Below are 18,579 nucleotides of genomic sequence, written 5' to 3'. Positions count from 1 at the left end.
ATAAAAAATTAAAAAAGATATAATACCAAAATTACTTTAAATTAAGTAAAACTAACATACAATAAGCCTTTTAAATTTTAATAATTCTTAAGGAAAATAAGTGAATTTCATCAATCTTGCCAAACAATACGAAACTTATAAACAAGAGATCGATAATGCAATTTCGGAAGTTTTAAGCAGCACTTCTTTTATAGGTGGTGCGAAATTAAATGAATTTGAAACAAATTTAGCTAAATATGTGGGCGTTAAGCATGCTATTGGTTGTTCTAGTGGTACAAGTGCTTTATATCTGGCTTTAAAGGTTTTAAATATCAAGGAAGGTGATGAAGTTATTGTGCCTAGTTTTACCTTTATAGCTACAGCTGAAATGGTGGCTTTAATTGGTGCTAAGCCTGTTTTTGTGGATATAAATTTGGATAATTTTAATATTAATTTTGAAGCTTTAAAAAATGCCATCACTCCTAAAACAAAGGCGGTCATTGTGGTAAGTATGTTTGGGCAAATGAGTGATTTAGAAGATTTAAATGCCATTTGTGAAAGCAAAAATATAAGCTTGATTGAAGATGGTGCGCAAAGTTTTGGAGCGAGTTTTAAGGGTAAAAAATCTTGTTCTATTGCTAAAATTTCTTGCACAAGCTTTTTTCCTTCTAAGCCTTTGGGAGCTTATGGCGATGGCGGGGCAATTTTTTGTAATGATGATGAAATAGCTAAGAATTTAAGAATTTTACTTAACCACGGACAAACACAGCGTTACAAACACGAATTTATAGGTATAAATGCAAGGCTTGATACTCTTCAAGCAGCTGTTTTAAATGTAAAATTAAAGTATTTAGATGAAGAGTTAAACAAAAGACAAAAGATAGCAAAAATTTATGATGAGAATTTAAAAAATTGTCAAATTCCAAAAATAAATGAATTTGCTATCAGTGCTTACGCGCAATATAGTGTTTTGGTAGAAGATAGAGCTAGGGTTTTAAATGCTTTAGAAAAAGCAAATATCCCTTATGCGATCCACTATCCAACGCCACTGCACAAACAACCTTGCTTTAATGAATTTTCACATTTAAAACTAGTAAATTCAGAATATGCAAGCGAACACATTTTATCCTTGCCATTTTCAGCATTTTTAAGCGAAGATGAGCAAGAGCAAATCATTGCGGTATTTAAGAATTTCAAATGATAAAAGTAGGTATTATTGGTCTTGGAAAAATGGGGCAAAACCATTTAAACGAACTTAGTAAAAATAGTCATTTTAAAGTTAGCACCTTGTTTGATGTGGTTAAAAATAAAGAATTTAACGCACCGTTTTTTACAAATTTAGATAAATTTTTAGATCAAAACAACGATATTATCATCATTGCAACGCCTACAAATTCACATCTAGAAATCGCTAAAAAGGTTTTTCGTAAATGCAAATGTGTATTGATCGAAAAGCCTTTGGCATTAAATTTAGATGAAATTGATGAAATTTCAAATTTAGCTAAAAATCACGGCGTAAAAGTGGGAGTAGGATTTTGTGAAAGATTTAATCCCGCGATTTTGACCTTAAAACAAGAACTTAAAAACGAAGAAATCATCAGTATAAATATACAAAGATTTTCTACTTATCCGCAAAGAATTAGCGATGTAGGAATTTTACAAGATTTAGCCGTGCATGATCTTGATTTACTTCATTTTTTAAGTGGCGAAAAAATCATAAGTGCAAATATTTTAAAAATCTTTAATAAAGATGAGTTAAGAGAAGATGAAAGCATTATAACTTGCAAATTTGAAAAAGTCATTGCTTGCATACATCAAAGCTGGAATAGCACACAAAGACTAAGAAAAATCACACTTGTAGGCAAAAACCATTTCTATGAAGCCAATTTGGCAGATTTTTCTTTACATAAAGACGGACAAAATTTAAAGCTTGAAACACAAACACCGCTTTTTGGTGAACATATGGCTTTATACGATTTATTTTTAGGTAAAGAAAATTATTTAGCAAATATTAAAAATGCCTATGAAGTGCAAGAGATTTTAGAAAAATTTTAACCTTGAATAAACTAAATATAAAAATTAAATTTCAAAGTAGTAAAAATACAGAAATAAGCTCTTAAAATTTTTAGAATAACCTAGGAAAACCTTAATGAAATTTAAAGTTTTAGAAACTATAAATGCAAAATTTTTCCCACAATGGGATGTTTTGCTTGATTTGCATATAAATTCATTTCTTGATATATTTTCCACACATAAACAAGTAAATAAAAATGATATAACAGAGATTATAGAGTATAGTTTTTTATGTGATTTCTTAGAATGTAGTGATTATGCAGAATTTTTTATGATTTTTAACCTTTATACAAGAGATTATCAAGATGAATTTATAAAAGTATTTGCAAAATATTTCTAAATGATTTAATTTATTTTTATATAAACGATGAAAAACAAAATACATTATCAGCTTATACTAAAGATAAAGATAAAAATTGGAAATATTTTTTAGATAATTATATCAATAAAGAGTGTTTTTATATAGATGATTTTTGTATTGCTTCTTGGGATATTCCAAGTAGTTGGAATAAATATAATATTAATGCAATTATTACCCCCCCCCGCCAAAGGCACAAAATACTTTAATGAAATCTTAGCTCCTAAATTTTATAACAAATACAAAGATTTAGAAGTAGAAATTGATAGTAAAGGCAATGTGCTTAGGTGGGTTGGGGAGATTAATAGATGAATTTTATAATTTCACTGTGTTAAAAAATTAAAAAAGGATTTTTAATGTTTGTTGCAATGCTTGTTTTTATAGTATGGGCTCTTTGTATTTTTTCACCTTTAATAATGCTTACAAATTGGAAGTATAAAAATTTACTCCTAATTTTATTTGTGTGCATTGTTGTGCATTTTTCTTTTATACCCTTTACGCTGTTTGCTATGATATTTATACATGATTTATCGTTTGAGTTTAGAACACCCTTAACGATGGTAATGATAAATGTGTTTGTGGGTGTATTTATTTTATCGGTATTAAGTATTTTTTTGAAAAAAGTTGAATTTTTCATAGCTATTTTTTGGGTTTTATGTGTGATGGCTTTGAGTTATTATGGAGAAATTTTTACAAAAATAGCTAATTTTATGGATAATACTTGGTATTTTTTGATTTTTTTATTTGCGTCTTTGGGTTGTGTGAGTGCGATTTTAAATTTCATTTTTAAAAATAAAAATATCCTAAGAAATTATTTTTGCTTAGTAGTTTTCTTTTGTGTTTTTGTTTTATTTATAAATATCTTATCACACATAGAAATTGCAAATTATAAACAATTTATTTTAGATTCTTTTAGTTGGTATTTTTTATTTTTATTTACTTTTGTTTTATTTGCAGTGTATGGAATTTACTCATTATTTAAAAAATATGATAAAAAAGTGCAAGTTTGCTTCATTATTTGTGTTTTTTGCTTTTTTCCTTATATTTTTCCATTATTACCTATGATGGCGATGATGGATTAGACAAAAAATTTATTGATTTTAAATTTATATTAAAGTAAAATAAAACTAAAAAAAGGTTTTTTTAATGAAATTGGTTTTATTTTTAAATATGGGTGGAGCTACGAATTTACAAGATTGTGAAACTTTTTTGAAAAATATGTTTAATGACCCTTATATTTTAGGTATTAAAAATAAATTTTTAAGAAAATTTGTGGCATTCATGATAACAAAATCTCGCGTAAAAGCCATGAGAGAAAATTATAAACAAATGGGTGGAAAATCTCCTCTAAATGAGCTTACGCAAAGTTTATGCCAAAAACTTGAAGCAAAAGCAAAGGACTTTAAATTTGATTTTGTCAATCTTTATGTACCACCCTTTGCCAATGAAGTTTTGCAAAAATATAACTTAAATGAAAACGATGAGATTATTCTTTTTCCACTTTATCCACATCACTCAAGCACTACGGTTACTTCATCACTTGAGGTTTTACAAAATGAAATATCAAAGCAAAATATTAAAGCAAAGGTGAAAATTGTAGATATTTTTTATAAAAATGAGCTTTATAATGAGATGATTGTTTCTCAAATACTAGCCAAAAAAAGCAAGTTTGATGCTAAAACTTTGATATTTTCTGCACATTCTTTGCCACAAAGTATTATCGATAAGGGCGATTTATATGAAAAACATATAAATCATCATGTAGAGCTTTTAAAAGAAAGATTAAAGGGTCATTTTGATAAGATTATTTTAGCTTATCAATCAAAACTAGGTCCGGTAAAATGGCTTGAGCCAAATACGAGCGATATTTTGGCAAATTTAAATGATAAGGCTTTGATTTATCCTATTTCTTTTTGCATTGATTGCTCTGAAACGATTTTTGAGCTAGGTATGGAGTATAAGCATTTAGCAAAATGTGATTATGATTTAATCGCTTGTCCTAATGATAGTGATGAATTTACTCAGTTTATTTCGAATTATTTATTAAATTTTTAAAGGAGATTATAATGTTTGAACTTTATTTAAGTTTTTGGAAGCAAGGTTTGGATTTTCAGACGCGAACGAATAGGGGTGATTATTGGGCTATTATGCTCATGCAAATCCTTGTTAGTTTTTGTGTGGATTTGTTGTTTTTTTGGTGGTTGCCTATTGTCGCTAATATTTTTTCGCTTGTAAGCTTGTTGCCTATGCTTGCTATAGGTGCAAGGAGATTGCATGATATAGGATTTAGTGGCTGGTGGCAGCTTTTGTATATTTTGATTTTGCCTGTATTTGTGTTTATAATTTTACATTGTTTAAAATCAAATGAATTTACTAACAAATACGGAGAACAAATACCAGAAACTAGAAATTTTATCCCATATCTTATCGCTAATATAATAATCATCGCAATTTTAAGCTTCCTTGTTAATTTTACTCAAATTTAAGACTTGTTTTACAAGTCTTAAATCTTTTGTATAGAATTTACTCAATAGTCAAAGGCGCTAAATGAAAAAATTTCAAATTTTAATTACGCTTTTTTTGGCATTGTTTTTGGCTGCGTGCGGGACGCATACTTTAAATTATAGCTCCAAAACTCCTATTTTTTACGAAGAAGATGGATGGAAAGTATTTTTTGATAATGATCGTTTTGGTTTTAAAGATCAAAATGGCTCGGTTGTAATTGGGCCACAATTTGATTTAGCCTTAGATTTTAAAAACGGCGTTGCAAGGGTTGTGCAAAATGAGAAATATGGACTTATTGATAAAAGTGGAAAATTTATTTTAAAACCACAATTTGATGATATAAGCTATTTTAGCGATAGTGTTTTTTTGGTTAAAAAAGATGAAAAATTCGGTTTGATTACTTTAGACGGAAAAACAATTTTAGAGCCTAAATTTATACTTCCTGATAAATGGCGTAATATAAAAGCACCTTATATAATTTTTATAAATAATGAAAAACTTACAAAGATTGTTATTGATGACAAAACCGGCTTTATTGATGAAAATGGCAAAATAGTGGTTGAGCCTAAATTTGACTTTGCGTCGCGTTTTTTTAATGGTCTTGCTGCGGTTAGACTAAAAGATAAATGGGGTTTTGTCGATGAAAAAGGTAAAATGGTTATAAAAGCTAAATATGATAGCGTATCTAGCTTTAAAGAAGGATTTGCTGCGGTTAAGCTTAATGAAAAATGGGGCTTTATCGATAAAAAAGGCAAAATGCTTATAGAGCCTAAATTTGATTTTGTATCCTGTTTTCTAGATGGATTTTCCGAGGTGAGGCTAAATGATAAATGGGGGCTTATCAATATAAAAAGAGAATTTGTTATAAAACCTGAATTTGATAAGATAGATCAAGTTGAAAATGCCATTCTTATTGAAAAAAATAGAAAATACGGCATTGCAAGTTTTGATGGCAAAATTTTAGAACCACAATTTGATTATATACAAAAAAGCTATAATCAAAAGATATTTTTAGTAGAAAAAGATTCAAAAATAGGTTTAGTTAGCAAAGAAGCACAAGTGCTTGTAGAGCCTAAATTTTATAAAGCTTCTTATCGACAAAATGATATTTGGCAAGTAGAAATTGATAAAAAACTGGGATTATTTGATATAAAAAACAAACAATTTATATTAGAACCTAAATTTGATGATATGTATAATTTTTATAATAAATTTATAGGAGTGTATTTTCAAGGTAAAGAAGGTTTATTTGATATAAACAATCGTCGTTTTGTCCTAGAGCCAAAATTTGAAATTAGCAGTTGTGGTGGTACTAGCAAAGTTGGTTTAAATGGAAAATATGGAATTATCAATGATAAAGCAGAATTTATCGTGCCCATAAAATATGATTATATATCGTCTTGTTTTTCAAATGATCTTAGTTTTGTCAGTATTAAAAATAAAATGGGTTATATCAATAAAAATGCGGAACTTGTTATCCCTGCTAAGTTTGAGACGGTTACTCCTTTTAAATATGGTTTTGCACAAGTTAAACTTGATAGAAATAAAAAATTCGGACTCATCAACACAAAGGGTGATTTAATCTTGCCTTTTGAATTTGATAGTATTTATTATATTGAACCGCTTGCAACTTCTGAGACAAAACTTGGAGAAATGAAAGAGACAAATGAAGATAAGTCCGTAAGCAAAGAGCAAATGTTTTTTATAGTAGAAAAAAAGGTAAATTTGGAGTTATGGATAATCATAGAAAATGGATTGTTAAGCCACAAAATTATTTTATAAAATATTTTGATAAAGATATGGGTTTTATCATTTCTGATGGTTTGCACTATGGTGTTATCAATATGCAAGGCAAAGTTATCATCAAACCACAGTATGAAGAAATTTATAAATTTTCTAATAGGCTTTATTGGGTTAAAAAAGAAGATGAAAATGATGATTATAAACTCAATACAAATGATAAAATAGGCATTATCAACGAAAAAGGTGAATTTGTTTTAGAACCAAAATTTGATTATATAAATACTGATAAATATCCTTTTAAATTCATTCAAGGTGCTAAATATGGTTTTTTGGATGAAAAAGCTAGAATCTTATTTGAAATCAATTTTGCTTATGAAGATGATTTTAATAATGATATTTTGACGCTAGCAAATAAATATTGGCTTGTTCAAAAAAAAGGCGAAAGTCAAATTTTTGATATGAAAAATAATCAAGCAGTTTTTGATATATTTTTTGACAATATTGCTAGATATGATAATTTTATCAGTGTTACTATTGCTAATAAAATTGGTGTAATGGATGAGAATTTAAATTGGCTGATTTTACCTAAATTTGATGAATTTAAAAGGTTTGGCAAAAATCATTATAAAATAGCACTTGATAACAAAATAGGACTTTTAGACAAGAATTTACACACTATTTTAGAGCCAAAATATGATTATATTGGTGAAAATTTTATCAATGGCTTTGTAAAAATTGGGCTTAATGATAAATACGGCTTTATTGGCGAAAATGGCAAAATCATTGAACCTCAATTTGATTATGTTTGGAGTTTTGAAGACAATTGGGATTTTAAAGATAATATGGTGGCTAAAGTTTTTACAGGTAAAGAAATAAAATTTATCAATACCAAAGGTGAATTTGTAGAATAATTAAAGGCAAAAAATGAAAAAAATTCAAATTTTAACTACGTTTTTTTTAGCATTGTTTTTTAGTGCTTGTTCTAAGATGAGTGAGATTGACAAGCTTAAGGAAACTTGTAATTTAGAAGAAGTACAAGCTTGTGAAAAACTGACACAAATTTATCAAAAAGATTGTGATAATAATAACTCGCAATCTTGCTTTGAGCTTGGAAAATTATACGAAAATCCCGCCATTAGAGATTTAAATAAAGCAAGAGCATATTTTGTCAAGGCTGATAGTCTAGGATTTGCAAAAGCAAAAACTTATATTTCATTTATAGATTATGGATTTGCACCTGCGACTTTTTTACATAAATTTGGTTATGAAACTCATAAAACTTTCAAAGGCGGTGGCTTTATCGATCATACGGGCAAATGGGCTATAGAGCCTCAATTTAGCGATATATATCCTTTTGAAAATGGTTTTGCAAGGGTTGTTGATCGAGATTATAATCTAGGTCTTATCAATCAAGAAGGAGAAGTAATCGTAAAGCCTAAATTTGATGGCATTGGTTCTTTTGTAGAAGGGCTTGCTTTGGTTATGAAGCTTAAAAACGACAAGGAAAAATATGGCTTTATAAATAAAAGCGGGAAAGTTGTTATTGATTTAGAATTTGATGATGCGTATAATTTTAGCGAAGGACTTGCAGTAGTTAGAAAAGACAGAAAATGGGGCTTTATCAATAAAAAAGGCAAATGGGTTATAGAAGCAAAATTTGATACTGTGTTTGGTTTTAGTGATAAAACTGCAGCGTTTAGACTTGGCGATAAATGGGGCATTATAGACAAACAAGGCAAAATCATCATCGAGCCACAACTTGAGTGGGAAGATGTCGCAAGTAAATTGATTTATAAATTTAAAGTAAATGATAAATTTGGCCTTATGGATGAAAATGGAAAAGTCATTGTAGAGCCTATAATGGATATTATAATCGTGAATGAATATAGCTATTGTGCGACATTTTGCTTAAAGGATAAATGTGGCTTTGTTAATACAAGTGATAATATTTTTATAGAACCAAAATTTGATGATTTATTTTTTTGGGACAACATTATAAGTTTTAGACTTGGCGATAAATGGGGACTTATGGATAAAAATGGAAATATCATAACTCAAGCAAAATTTGATCATTTGGATTCTTTTTCTGAAGGTTTAGCAGCTATTAGGATTGGTGATAAATGGGGATATGTAAACAAGAAAGGCGAAGTAATCAAAGCGCAATTTAACAAGGTGGAAGAATTTAAACAAGGACTTGCGGCAGTCAAAAAAGGAGAAAAATGGGGTTTTATCGACAAAAAAGGCAAATGGGTTATAAAACCGCAATTTTTCAAGCCAGAGCTCGGTTTTGGCCATGTGCGTTTTGTAAATGCTTTTGCAAGAGTGCGTTTAGACAAAAATAACTATTGGGAAAATACATGGATTAACAAAAAAGGCGAAGTGATTAAAGGTTATGAGCCCGTAGAAAGCGAATTTGGGTTAACAAAAGTTAAAATGCTCAATGGTTCGGGTTTTGGAGTTGTGGATACAAATGGAAATTTTGTTTTAAAGCCTACTCATGATGAAATTGCATTACACCCCAATGGTTTTATCAAAATGACAACTAAGAATGATACTTGTGGTTTGGTAAATACAAAAAGAAAGCTTTTTATAAAGCCTGTCTTTGATGATATTTCAGTAGATGATTTTTTAGATGATAAAAAATTAATCAGATTTATAGCAAATGGTTCTTATGGCTTTATGGATCAAAAAGGCAATATCATAATAAAAGGAAAATTTACTAAAGCAGGTTCATTTTCAAATTTTTAAAGCCAAATATTTTTTAAAGACAAAAAATGAAAAAATTTCAAATTTTAATTATTCTTTTTTTAGCATTGTTTTTTAGTGCTTTTTGTAAGGGGTATTTTAAAAAGAACATGTAACTATCCCTAAATAATTTTAGCAAAACTCCCAAATAATAGGCTTTTAAAGCATATAAAAACGACTTTTTATCTTTCCAAATTTAAAGCGTAAAATATCCCAAATATCCCAAAATGTCCGTTTTATCCCAAGAAAGTGATTAAATGCCGTTCAAAAGGCAGATAAAAGCGAAGCTTGGTTTTAAATTTTATATCCCAAAAGTGCTTTTTACTCTCTAGGATAGTTACATTTTTGCTTAAAGTATTCTTATGTTTTCTTAACCATGTAACTATCTCTATAAAACACTATATAACCATAGCTTAACTACTTTTTGTATAAAAATAGCATGTAACTATCTATGGCTTTAAGGTTTGGAAGATAGTTACATATAAAACTTAAACTTTTTTTAAAATAAACTTAAAAAATTAGCCTTTCAAATTAAAATCTTTTTCTTGCTTTTTGTAATTTTTTGTTAAATTCTTTGAAATTAAAATAAAGGATTTAATATGCAAATGCAAGAAGTGATTGAAAAGCTAAAGGATATTTTAGCCAGTGAAGGTAAGCGTGATTTAAAAACCAAAGATATAGCCAAAGAATTAGGCATCCATCCTGATACTTTTAATTCTATGAAGTTTAGAAACTCCATTCCCTATCCACAAATCTTAAACTTTTTAAATCAAAGAAACATAAGTATTAATTATTTCTTCTATGGAAACTCTCCTAAAGATCAATTAGAATGTGAAAACAAATATAAAATTTTAAAGCTTTATAAAACCAATGCAAGTTTAGGTGGAGGTGGAATAAATGATTTGATTGATAGCTCTGATTTAATCATCGATGAAAATATTTTAAACTTTTTTGGTAGTAAAGAATGCGAGTTTATTACCTGTTATGGCGAGAGTATGGAACCAGTAATAAAAGATGGTTCAATTTGTGTTATTGATAGAAATAAAACTTTTAAAAACAAAAGTATTTGTGTGATTAATACTAGAGATGGACTCTTTATAAAACAGGTTTTAAAGCAAGATGGTGGAGTGATTTTGCACTCTTTAAATCCTTCGTATAAAGATATCTTTTATAAAAATGGAGATTTTTTATTAATTGGCGTGGTAATTGGAGAACTTTCTTGCGTTTAACAGCACACAATAAGCTTTGTCAAGCTAATCTTGTCTTATCAAAACAAAAGGAGATAAGATGAGTAAAGTAATAGTAGATATCAAAAAAGGTTTTAGTAAAACTTTTATAAACGCAATTTGTAATCATAACAACGAACTTGTTTTAGAATATCTTAAAAATGGTATGAGTGCAACTAAAGAATGCATGGGCGAAGAGCCTATGTTTTATGCAATAACTCACAATAATTTTGGAGCGATTTTGCTTTTATTAAAATATGGAGCTATTTTAGATAAAGACTATCTAGAAGAATGCAATAAAGATTTTAGCAAAGAAGTTTTAGAATTTTTAGCCTCTTTGCTTAAATAAAAGAGAATATAAAAATATTCTCTTAGCTTTTAAAAATTCATAATCAAAAGCTCTTTGTTTTCTTTTCTTTTTAAAACATTGTTATTTAAAGAATATCTTACTTTTAACTCCTTAAAATTAAAATCTTTATAAAGCTCTCTTATTAACTTACAATCATTATAAGAAAGCATAAATTTACCCTTGATATTTTTTAGCAAATCACATAAAAGCTCATGTTCTTTTAGCCCAAAACTTGGCATATTTTTATAATAATTTTCCGTTCCTACATAAGGTGGATCTAAATAAAACAAAGCTTCTTTATAATCATATTCTTTTAAAATATATTCAAAGCTTTTGTTTTCAATACTGGCATTTCTAAGTCTTTTTGTATGCAAACTAAAATCCCTATAAAGCTTTTTAGGTGCTCTTTGCTTACTCATAGCAAATTGTCCCATGCTTGAACCAAAAGAAGTGTTGATAAGATAAAAATAAAAAGCTGCTCTTTCTATATCATTTCTTGGCTTAATTTCTTTGTTTTTAAGCATTAAAAAGATTTTTCTACTTGCCAGCATAGAATTAAGCACATTAGTTAGACTTTGTGGTTTATTTCTAATGCAAAGATGCAAATTAATAAGCTCGTTGTTAATGTCGTTAATGACTTCTATTTTTGAAGCACTTTTTTGATAAAAAACACTTAAAGCTCCTCCAAAAACTTCAATATAGCTTTTATGCTCAGGCATTAAGGCAATGATTTCTTTAGCCAAATAGCTTTTACCGCCTACCCAAGCAAACGGAGCCTTTAATTTAGTTTGCGTAGGTTTGATTAATGAGCTAGTTTTTAGAAATTTGTCTGTATTGATTTTCATACAAACTCCTTTCAAAATAAAATTTAAAAAGCTAGTCTTTAAAAATAAAGCTATAATGCTTTTGCTAGTTTTTAGAAAAGGAGAGTTTTAGGACTTTCCTTGCTTTTATTTCTTAGTAATCTTTGCAATAAAATCCTTAGTATCTTTATAAATCACACTTCTTATGCTTTGGTGTAAAACATTGTTATTATCTATGGGTAAAAAAGCTCTTGCAGGTATATTTTTCTTTTTACTACCATACTGATGCACAAGTCCATATTTAAAGCCATTTTTTGTCTGTATATTATTAAAGACTTCTACTCCGCTTTTAGTAGGTTCGCTTTGCCAATTTTTTGGTTCACTAAGATCTCCATCTCTTTTTAAAATTCCTTTATTCTTACCATCTTTGACTTTTTGTTTTATTGTAGCTGGTTTTAAGCTTTGCCATTTTCCATTAAAAATACTGCGTTCATTTGCAAAAGAATCTATAATGCTATTTCTTATACTCTCACCAGCACCCGCCATAATGCTTTTGCCGTGTTTATCCATATCCACTAATTTATCACAAGCCTTAAAAAAGCTTTCAAGCCCTTTAATCTCTATGTATTCACTCATATTTTTAACCATAAATTGTAGTATTGATTTTATTTTGCTCTTGCTTTCTTAGGGCATCAAATACACTTTTTTGTATAGCAGTGGCAAACTCACTCATATTAAAATTACCATCTTTAGTGGTTATATTAAAAGTGCCATTAACGCTTACATTGATATTACCATTATTAAAGCTTGGAGTAGAATTAATTGGCATTTGTTTAATGCTTTTTGTTTCTAAAATTTCATTACTTTGTGGTAATTCATCTGTATAAGCATTTGTGATAATAGTTTTTTCTTTGCTTTGTTGGCTTTGACTTACGCTAAGCTCATCATCCCCAAAACCTAAAGCCTTAAATGCTGTGCCTATAAAATCAGCAATAGAACTAATAAGTTTTCCTATCCAAGCAAATTTTTCTCCTAACCAATCAAAAACTCCGCCAAAAAGATTATATAAAAACTCACCAATAGGCACAAATACGGTTTTAAATATCCCCACAAAAGGAAAGATTATGCTTAAAATATTGTCTTTAAAATAGCTAAATACTCCGTTGCATTTATCAAATACAGTTTTAATGACATTATAAATAGGCTCCCAAACAGGTTTAAGCCATTCTATAAAAGACATAAACCAAGCCTTAACCTTATCCCAATTAGCAATGATGAGTCCAGCAACTATTGCAATGCCACCTAAAATAAAAGTAATGGGATTACTTATCATAGCCACACTTAACACTCTAACACCATTAGCTGCAACCTTAAAAACTTTACCAAGCCCGCCTAAAACAAAAGACAAAACTTTTATAGAAGCGGTATAAATATTAGTTGTGATGGTTTTTGCTTTTAGGATAATGTTGGCTAGGTTGCAAGATGAAGCGACAAGTTTAAAAGCAATTTGAGAATATAATAAAACATTTTGTAACAAACGCCAAGAATTTATAAGATAAAAAATTCCAAATCTTAATGTTAAAAATATAGGTTTTAATGTTAAAAATCCTATGCCTATGCCAATTATTGCGGTTGTAAGCTTTGGAGAGTTTATTGCAAAATCAGTTAATTTATTTATAAAGCCTTGAAGAACTAATACCGCATTACTAATTGGCTCTAAAAAGTTATTTCCTATTGCAATAGATAATTCTTTAAATGCAGATTTCATTAATGTAATAGAATTTTCAGTAGTAGCAGCCCTTGTATCAAATTCCCTTTGCAAAGAACCTTTTTTTGCTTCATCATTGGCATTTTTTAAGGCTTTTTTATAAGTTTCCATACCTTGAATTAGCGTAGCGATATCATCTGAAAATTCTTTACCGAAAATATCTACTAATACACCCATTTGATCTGCTTTATCTAAGCCTTTTAATCTTTCTAAAAAAGTCTCTAGTGCAAGCTGTGGATTTTCTAAAGTGCTAGCCTTTAAAAACTCTCCGCTCATTCCTATTTTTGCAAAAGCAGCTTGAGCCTTATTGCCCAAAGAGTCTGCAGTAACTAAGGTTGTATATAAACTATTAATTGCGGTTCCTGCGACCTCTGAAGGTTTACCTAAAGATATAAAAGTAGAACTTAAGGCTGCAATTTGTTCTTTGGTAAAGCCTACTTGTTTTCCAGCGGCTGCGGTTCGCTTCATTACATCGATAATCTCTCTAGCCTTTGATGCACTATTGTCTGATAAATGATTGATTGTATCGCCTAAATCTTCCATATCTTTTAAAGAAATGCCTAAAATATTTTTAATCTTAGCAACGCTATCTCCTACATCTTCAGCACTCATATCAAATGCCACTTTCATTTTAGTTACAAGATTTGTAAATTCTCTTACATCCTTTGAACCAAGTCCAATCTGTCCCCCAGCAGCAGCTATGGCTGCCAATTCTTCGGCTGTAGCAGGAAGCACTCTTGTCATTTTAAGGATATCATCACTCATTTTTTTAATATCATCGCCTTCATCAAAATTCACAACTTTTTTCACATCAGCCATGGCAGATTCAAAGTTAATAGATGATCCTATGGTTTGGCTTATAAGTCCACCAGTTACTAAAGTTTTTAAGCTTAAGATTTCATTTTTAATACTTTCTTTTTGAGCTTTGAGTTGTTCACTAATTTTTGAATTTAGTTTTAATTGATTAAGTTGCTTTTCAAATCCTTTAATGCCGATTTTAGTTTTACCAAGCACTTCTTCCAATGATTTAAAATCTTTGGTTACTTCTTTTACAATACCTGCATTTTTTAATACAAATCCTAAAGCGATACCAATTCCAATACTTCCTGCATTTTCCATGTTAAACCCTTTTTAAGCAATTGTATTTTAAAATCTTTGCCATGAATGAAAAAACACTTTTAACAAAAAGAGATTATCTCTACTCATATGGCTTTATGTTTTTTTGCTATATTGGCATTTTTTATATTGGTTATAATGATGAAATTTCTTTTTTCGCCAATATTTTTGTTACACTTTTTGTAACTTTTGTTATTATTTTTATCGGTTTTTTTCTTGGCTTATCGCAGCTTATTCATGCTTTATTTATGATAAGTTGCGAAATCTTATTTTTTATTTCAAAACTTATTTTTAAACTTTTTAAAAAATGCTTTAAAGCCAAAAACCAACCGCCTAAACAAATACCAAGTCCTAAAGAGTTTTAGCCTTTAAAATTTCTTTAGAAATTTTCAAAGCCTCTTCAAATTCATCCAAGCTTAAATCCAAAACCTCATTAAGTCTCCAATGTAAAGTATGACTTATCAGAGCCACAGCTTCTAAGCTGTAAGCCCTGCCTCTTCCAAAAAAGACTTTAAAGCCTTTTGAAGTTCATTAAAATCTTTAAGATTTAAATCTTCGATTTCACTCTCTTGTTTATTTGTGAGTGCGGCTATCATATAAATGGTTTGATCCATTTCTTTATCGCTTTTAGTCATAGCATTTTTTAAAACACGCACTATAGGTGCTGACATTTTTAATTCTTCACCATTTTCAAGTTTGATAATTTTTTCTTTCATTTTTCTTGTCTCCTTTTTTTGATTATGAAGGGCATTGCCCTTTCAAAACCCCTGAAGGCTCTGCGCCACTTCGTGGGGAACTTAGCCATTAATTTTGCTTAAGGGTTTTAATTCTTGACTTACCTAAAATTCCAGTCTTGTTAATTAAACACTGATTAATCAATGTTTAAAGGGTTAAATTGCTTCTTATTCCACTCATCAAATCCACTCCATTTATCATTAAAATGGTGTTTTTATGATCGTAGGTGATGATAGGAATGTTATTACGGCGTTGCATGTAAAAATGCACAGCCATTTTTACTTCAACTTCAATTTCGCTTCCACTTTCATGGTCACTTTCGCTAATGCTTATAAACTCTCCTAAAAACTCAGCACTGATGCCGTAGTTTTTTCCACCTTGATGTACGCTTTCTCTAAAAAGCAAAGGGGCTTTTATTTCACTGTAAGTCGTATGAAAATACGCAGCATAAAGCACTGGATCAGCTATAGCTAACTTAAAAGTAATTTCCAAAGGTTTCATTACTCCAGTGCTATAATTTGCCCCTAAAACTCCTTTAGTTTCAATCATTTCTTGTTCTATATCAGGCAGTTTCAAATTTCTAACCACTCCAAGATAGCCTTTGCCATCTATATAGATATTGCCTTCCTGTATAACTTCACCAATCATTCTTTTCATTTTTAATCTCCTTTTAAAATTTATTAACTATCTGCACTAATGCTCTTAATCAAATCAGCGCCCCATTCATCAGAGTAAATAAAATCAATTGTGATTTGTTTTACAATTGGATTATTCATCATTTTTACATTAAGATAAAATTTTCCAGCACTAATGTTTGCGTCTGTATTTCTTTCTTCATCCCAAGTAACTTCATAACCCACTAAAACCTTAGCGCCTTTTAAATCTCTTAAAAGCTCTTCCACGCTTATTTTTATGAAATAAAGCTCACTAGCTTTTTTATCAATAGCCTTAAAAGCCGCTTTTTGTGCCGCAAGTGCAATACGATCAAAGGTTCTTACTCTTGCTAAATCTTGCCAAATTGTATCTTCGTCGCTAGTTTCTCCACCCCAAGAGCGATAACCTTCGCCTAAAATGCAAGTTGAGACATGAGCGCTTCTTAATCTATCTGCATCACAATCTTCGCCGTTGATAAATTCTATAAAATGTTCCACTCCTGTTACCCCATTGATGGTTCGATTTGAATAAGAATCACTAAAACCATACTCACTCTCCCCATCTGTATAAGAAATCATTGCCGCAATGAGTGGGCTTTGTGGAACAAAAGCATATTGCCCTCTTGAATTAAGAATTTGCACATAAGGCCAGCAAGCAAGAAGCCTCTTGGAACTAAAAGCTTGCATAGCAGTCATTGCTTCTCCCACATTGCTTGCATAAAGATCTACAATAGCTGTGATTTTCATACCTGTTGCCACGCTTTCTAGCTTAGCCTTTACTCCCGCTTCATGAGAATAATAAGGAGCAATGATTAAATCAGGACTAAAGCCTGTGCGATGGTTTGCTTTTTTAAACATTTCTATTGCTTCTATAATGTTTGCCAAATTTTGCTCACTATCTTCGCCTTCTTCAAAAAAACTAATGATGATAACATTAGAAACATTTTGCAAATTGATGCATTCTAAAGTATCAAGCAAACGAAAATCTTGCAAATTATTTTCTTTGATTAAATCACTGACAAATTCTTTTGCTTTACTCACATTTGAAAACGCAAAAATTGGCATTTCATCTGTATCAGAATATCCTGCTTTTGTATAAAGCAAAGTTTTATTTGCACCTTTAATTGACCCAGCAATTCCAATAGGCGTGGTGCTTTGCACCTTAATAGGACTTGCAGCACCGTTTGTAATGGTGTAATTAACTCCAAAATTAGCAGCCATGTTTCACTCCTTTTTTATGATTTATTTTTTTCATTTTTTACTCCTTGTTTTTGATGTAGTTGTTGTTTTACTTAAATTGACTTGATAGCTTTGGGTATTTTGAAAGACTAAATCATTCAAAGTGGTGTTAAAGCTCATTTCTTTGTTTTCATTGAATTTTTTCACAATCATTTTTGTTACCAAGTAAGAATTTGGATAACTTGAACTTATACCATTTAAGAAAGTAAAATGGCTTATTTCATCAATTTTAATACCTTCTAAAGCCCTTATAGTAATAAGATCTGTATTATCATCTCTTTTGGCACAATAATAACTTCTGCCGTTTTGATAACCAAAATTTTGATAAATTAATTCTTGCACTCCATAACCAGCATCGTAAGCTTCTTTGGATTCTAAGCTTATACGACATTCATTTTCTAAAAGCTTATAATTGCTTGGAATGCTTGGTAAATAGTTTTTAGGATTTTCTAAACCTTCATCAGTGCTAAAAATAACTTCAACACAATTTTCATCATAAACGCTTGCAAATTTTGGTTTTAAAAGCGTATTATTTTTATAAAGACTCAAAGCGCTAAAACAGCAAGGCGGTTTAGTGCTTGAAATATCAAGACTGATGAAATTTTTATCCGAGTTTTCATCCAAAAAGCCTTTTTTATAAAGTGTTGTTTTAAAATCAGTCCAATCAAGCTTTTTAAAGACTTCATTGTCGTTTTCTTTGATTAAAAAATCAATCTTTGTGATATTAGCTCCATCAACACCAGTGTTTAAATGAGTGATATTTTTAATGTCTTTTAATTCAAGCCCAAAAAGTTTAATCTTAAAATTTGCTCCTATTTCATCGCATTTTAAAAAATTTCCACCTTTATAAGCGTTTAAAACATTACTCTCTTGTGTGCTACTTTTATCGCAACTTAACTCAGCCCTTAATTCGCTCATATCGCTTGGACTTTTAAAGCTTCCTTCGCTTGGCAGTTTAAAATCTTTTGTATTAGAATAAGTAAAAAGCACATTTGAAACCGTATTGCTATCTTTGGCTAAGATATCCACTCCAATAGGCATTAAAAAGCCTTTGTTAGTCTCAATAAGTAAATCTTTAAAAAGTGAAGCATTAGAACTTGTTTCTTTTGAAGTTAAGATAAGTTCTAAAATTTTACTCTCATCAGGTTTTGGAAAATTATCATTATAAATAATTTTCATAGGATCTTGATTGATAGGATTAAATTCTTTGCTCGTGCTGATTTCTTTAATTTCTGCGTTAATATCTGAAGTGAAATAACTTAGCGTGAGTTTTGAAGTGATTCTACC

Annotated in this window: 18 protein-coding genes; 11 read left to right on the top strand and 7 right to left on the bottom strand. The window is 29.6% G+C overall.

Going from position 1 to position 18,579, the window contains the following annotated elements; genetic code table 11:
• The first annotated feature begins 100 nt into the window (after positions 1 to 100).
• From ELQ16_RS04555 to ELQ16_RS04500, 11 genes are all read left to right on the top strand, one after another.
• Positions 101 to 1,180 carry a DegT/DnrJ/EryC1/StrS aminotransferase family protein gene (locus ELQ16_RS04555; RefSeq protein ID WP_134238390.1) on the top strand — a complete coding sequence of 360 codons (1,080 nt, stop codon included), beginning with the start codon at positions 101 to 103 and terminating at the stop codon, positions 1,178 to 1,180.
• Positions 1,180 to 2,034, top strand: coding sequence for a Gfo/Idh/MocA family protein (locus ELQ16_RS04550; protein ID WP_134238540.1), 855 nt, complete (start codon positions 1,180 to 1,182; stop codon positions 2,032 to 2,034). The genes ELQ16_RS04555 and ELQ16_RS04550 overlap by 1 nt, the downstream gene beginning before the upstream one ends.
• 94 nt (positions 2,035 to 2,128) lie before the next feature.
• Positions 2,129 to 2,392 (top strand): hypothetical protein, encoded by a 264-nt coding sequence (locus ELQ16_RS04545; protein WP_134238389.1) that lies wholly within the window; start codon positions 2,129 to 2,131, stop codon positions 2,390 to 2,392.
• Positions 2,393 to 2,766: 374 nt separating this feature from the next.
• Positions 2,767 to 3,492, top strand: a complete 726-nt coding sequence (locus tag ELQ16_RS04535; RefSeq protein ID WP_134238388.1) for a hypothetical protein — start codon at positions 2,767 to 2,769, stop codon at positions 3,490 to 3,492.
• Positions 3,493 to 3,556: 64 nt separating this feature from the next.
• Positions 3,557 to 4,465 (top strand): ferrochelatase, encoded by a 909-nt coding sequence (gene hemH, locus ELQ16_RS04530; protein ID WP_134238387.1) that lies wholly within the window; start codon positions 3,557 to 3,559, stop codon positions 4,463 to 4,465.
• A gap of 11 nt (positions 4,466 to 4,476) precedes the next feature.
• Positions 4,477 to 4,896: a DUF805 domain-containing protein gene (locus ELQ16_RS04525; RefSeq protein WP_134238386.1), complete on the top strand. Its 420-nt coding sequence runs from the start codon at positions 4,477 to 4,479 to the stop codon at positions 4,894 to 4,896.
• Positions 4,897 to 4,957: 61 nt separating this feature from the next.
• On the top strand, positions 4,958 to 6,697 hold the full coding sequence (locus ELQ16_RS04520) for a WG repeat-containing protein (protein WP_134238385.1): 1,740 nt from the start codon (positions 4,958 to 4,960) through the stop codon (positions 6,695 to 6,697).
• Positions 6,649 to 7,569 carry a WG repeat-containing protein gene (locus tag ELQ16_RS04515; protein WP_134238384.1) on the top strand — a complete coding sequence of 307 codons (921 nt, stop codon included), beginning with the start codon at positions 6,649 to 6,651 and terminating at the stop codon, positions 7,567 to 7,569. Before ELQ16_RS04520 ends, ELQ16_RS04515 begins: the two co-directional genes overlap by 49 nt.
• Positions 7,570 to 7,582: 13 nt before the next feature.
• The gene (locus ELQ16_RS04510) at positions 7,583 to 9,406 is read left to right on the top strand and encodes a WG repeat-containing protein (protein WP_134238383.1); all 1,824 of its coding nucleotides are present in this window, start codon (positions 7,583 to 7,585) and stop codon (positions 9,404 to 9,406) included.
• A 596-nt stretch (positions 9,407 to 10,002) separates the two neighbouring features.
• Positions 10,003 to 10,632 (top strand): S24 family peptidase, encoded by a 630-nt coding sequence (locus ELQ16_RS04505; RefSeq protein WP_134238382.1) that lies wholly within the window; start codon positions 10,003 to 10,005, stop codon positions 10,630 to 10,632.
• Between the two features lie 58 nt (positions 10,633 to 10,690).
• Positions 10,691 to 10,978 (top strand): hypothetical protein, encoded by a 288-nt coding sequence (locus ELQ16_RS04500; RefSeq protein ID WP_134238381.1) that lies wholly within the window; start codon positions 10,691 to 10,693, stop codon positions 10,976 to 10,978.
• Between the two features lie 29 nt (positions 10,979 to 11,007).
• Here the strand turns inward: ELQ16_RS04500 and ELQ16_RS04495 are convergent, their stop codons facing one another.
• The 7 genes from ELQ16_RS04495 to ELQ16_RS09975 all read right to left on the bottom strand — a co-directional run.
• On the bottom strand, positions 11,008 to 11,823 hold the full coding sequence (locus tag ELQ16_RS04495; protein WP_134238380.1) for a DNA adenine methylase: 816 nt from the start codon (positions 11,821 to 11,823) through the stop codon (positions 11,008 to 11,010).
• A 105-nt stretch (positions 11,824 to 11,928) separates the two neighbouring features.
• The gene (locus ELQ16_RS04490; protein WP_134238379.1) at positions 11,929 to 12,417 is read right to left on the bottom strand and encodes a phage virion morphogenesis protein; all 489 of its coding nucleotides are present in this window, start codon (positions 12,415 to 12,417) and stop codon (positions 11,929 to 11,931) included.
• 4 nt (positions 12,418 to 12,421) lie between these two features.
• On the bottom strand, positions 12,422 to 14,668 hold the full coding sequence (locus tag ELQ16_RS04485; protein ID WP_134238378.1) for a phage tail tape measure protein: 2,247 nt from the start codon (positions 14,666 to 14,668) through the stop codon (positions 12,422 to 12,424).
• A gap of 473 nt (positions 14,669 to 15,141) precedes the next feature.
• Complete coding sequence (locus ELQ16_RS04475) at positions 15,142 to 15,381, bottom strand: phage tail assembly protein (RefSeq protein WP_134238376.1); 240 nt, start codon at positions 15,379 to 15,381, stop codon at positions 15,142 to 15,144.
• A gap of 166 nt (positions 15,382 to 15,547) precedes the next feature.
• Positions 15,548 to 16,057, bottom strand: a complete 510-nt coding sequence (locus ELQ16_RS04470) for a phage major tail tube protein (RefSeq protein ID WP_134238375.1) — start codon at positions 16,055 to 16,057, stop codon at positions 15,548 to 15,550.
• Between the two features lie 23 nt (positions 16,058 to 16,080).
• Positions 16,081 to 17,274, bottom strand: a complete 1,194-nt coding sequence (locus ELQ16_RS04465) for a phage tail sheath family protein (RefSeq protein WP_134238374.1) — start codon at positions 17,272 to 17,274, stop codon at positions 16,081 to 16,083.
• A 30-nt stretch (positions 17,275 to 17,304) separates the two neighbouring features.
• Positions 17,305 to 18,579, bottom strand: a 1,275-nt coding sequence (locus ELQ16_RS09975; RefSeq protein ID WP_166739652.1) for a hypothetical protein, incomplete at its 5' end; no start/stop codon positions are given.

Origin of the sequence: Campylobacter sp. US33a, assembly GCF_004378855.1 — a bacterium.
Lineage (GTDB): Bacteria > Campylobacterota > Campylobacteria > Campylobacterales > Campylobacteraceae > Campylobacter_D.
This window is presented reverse-complemented; position numbering and strand designations above follow the sequence as displayed.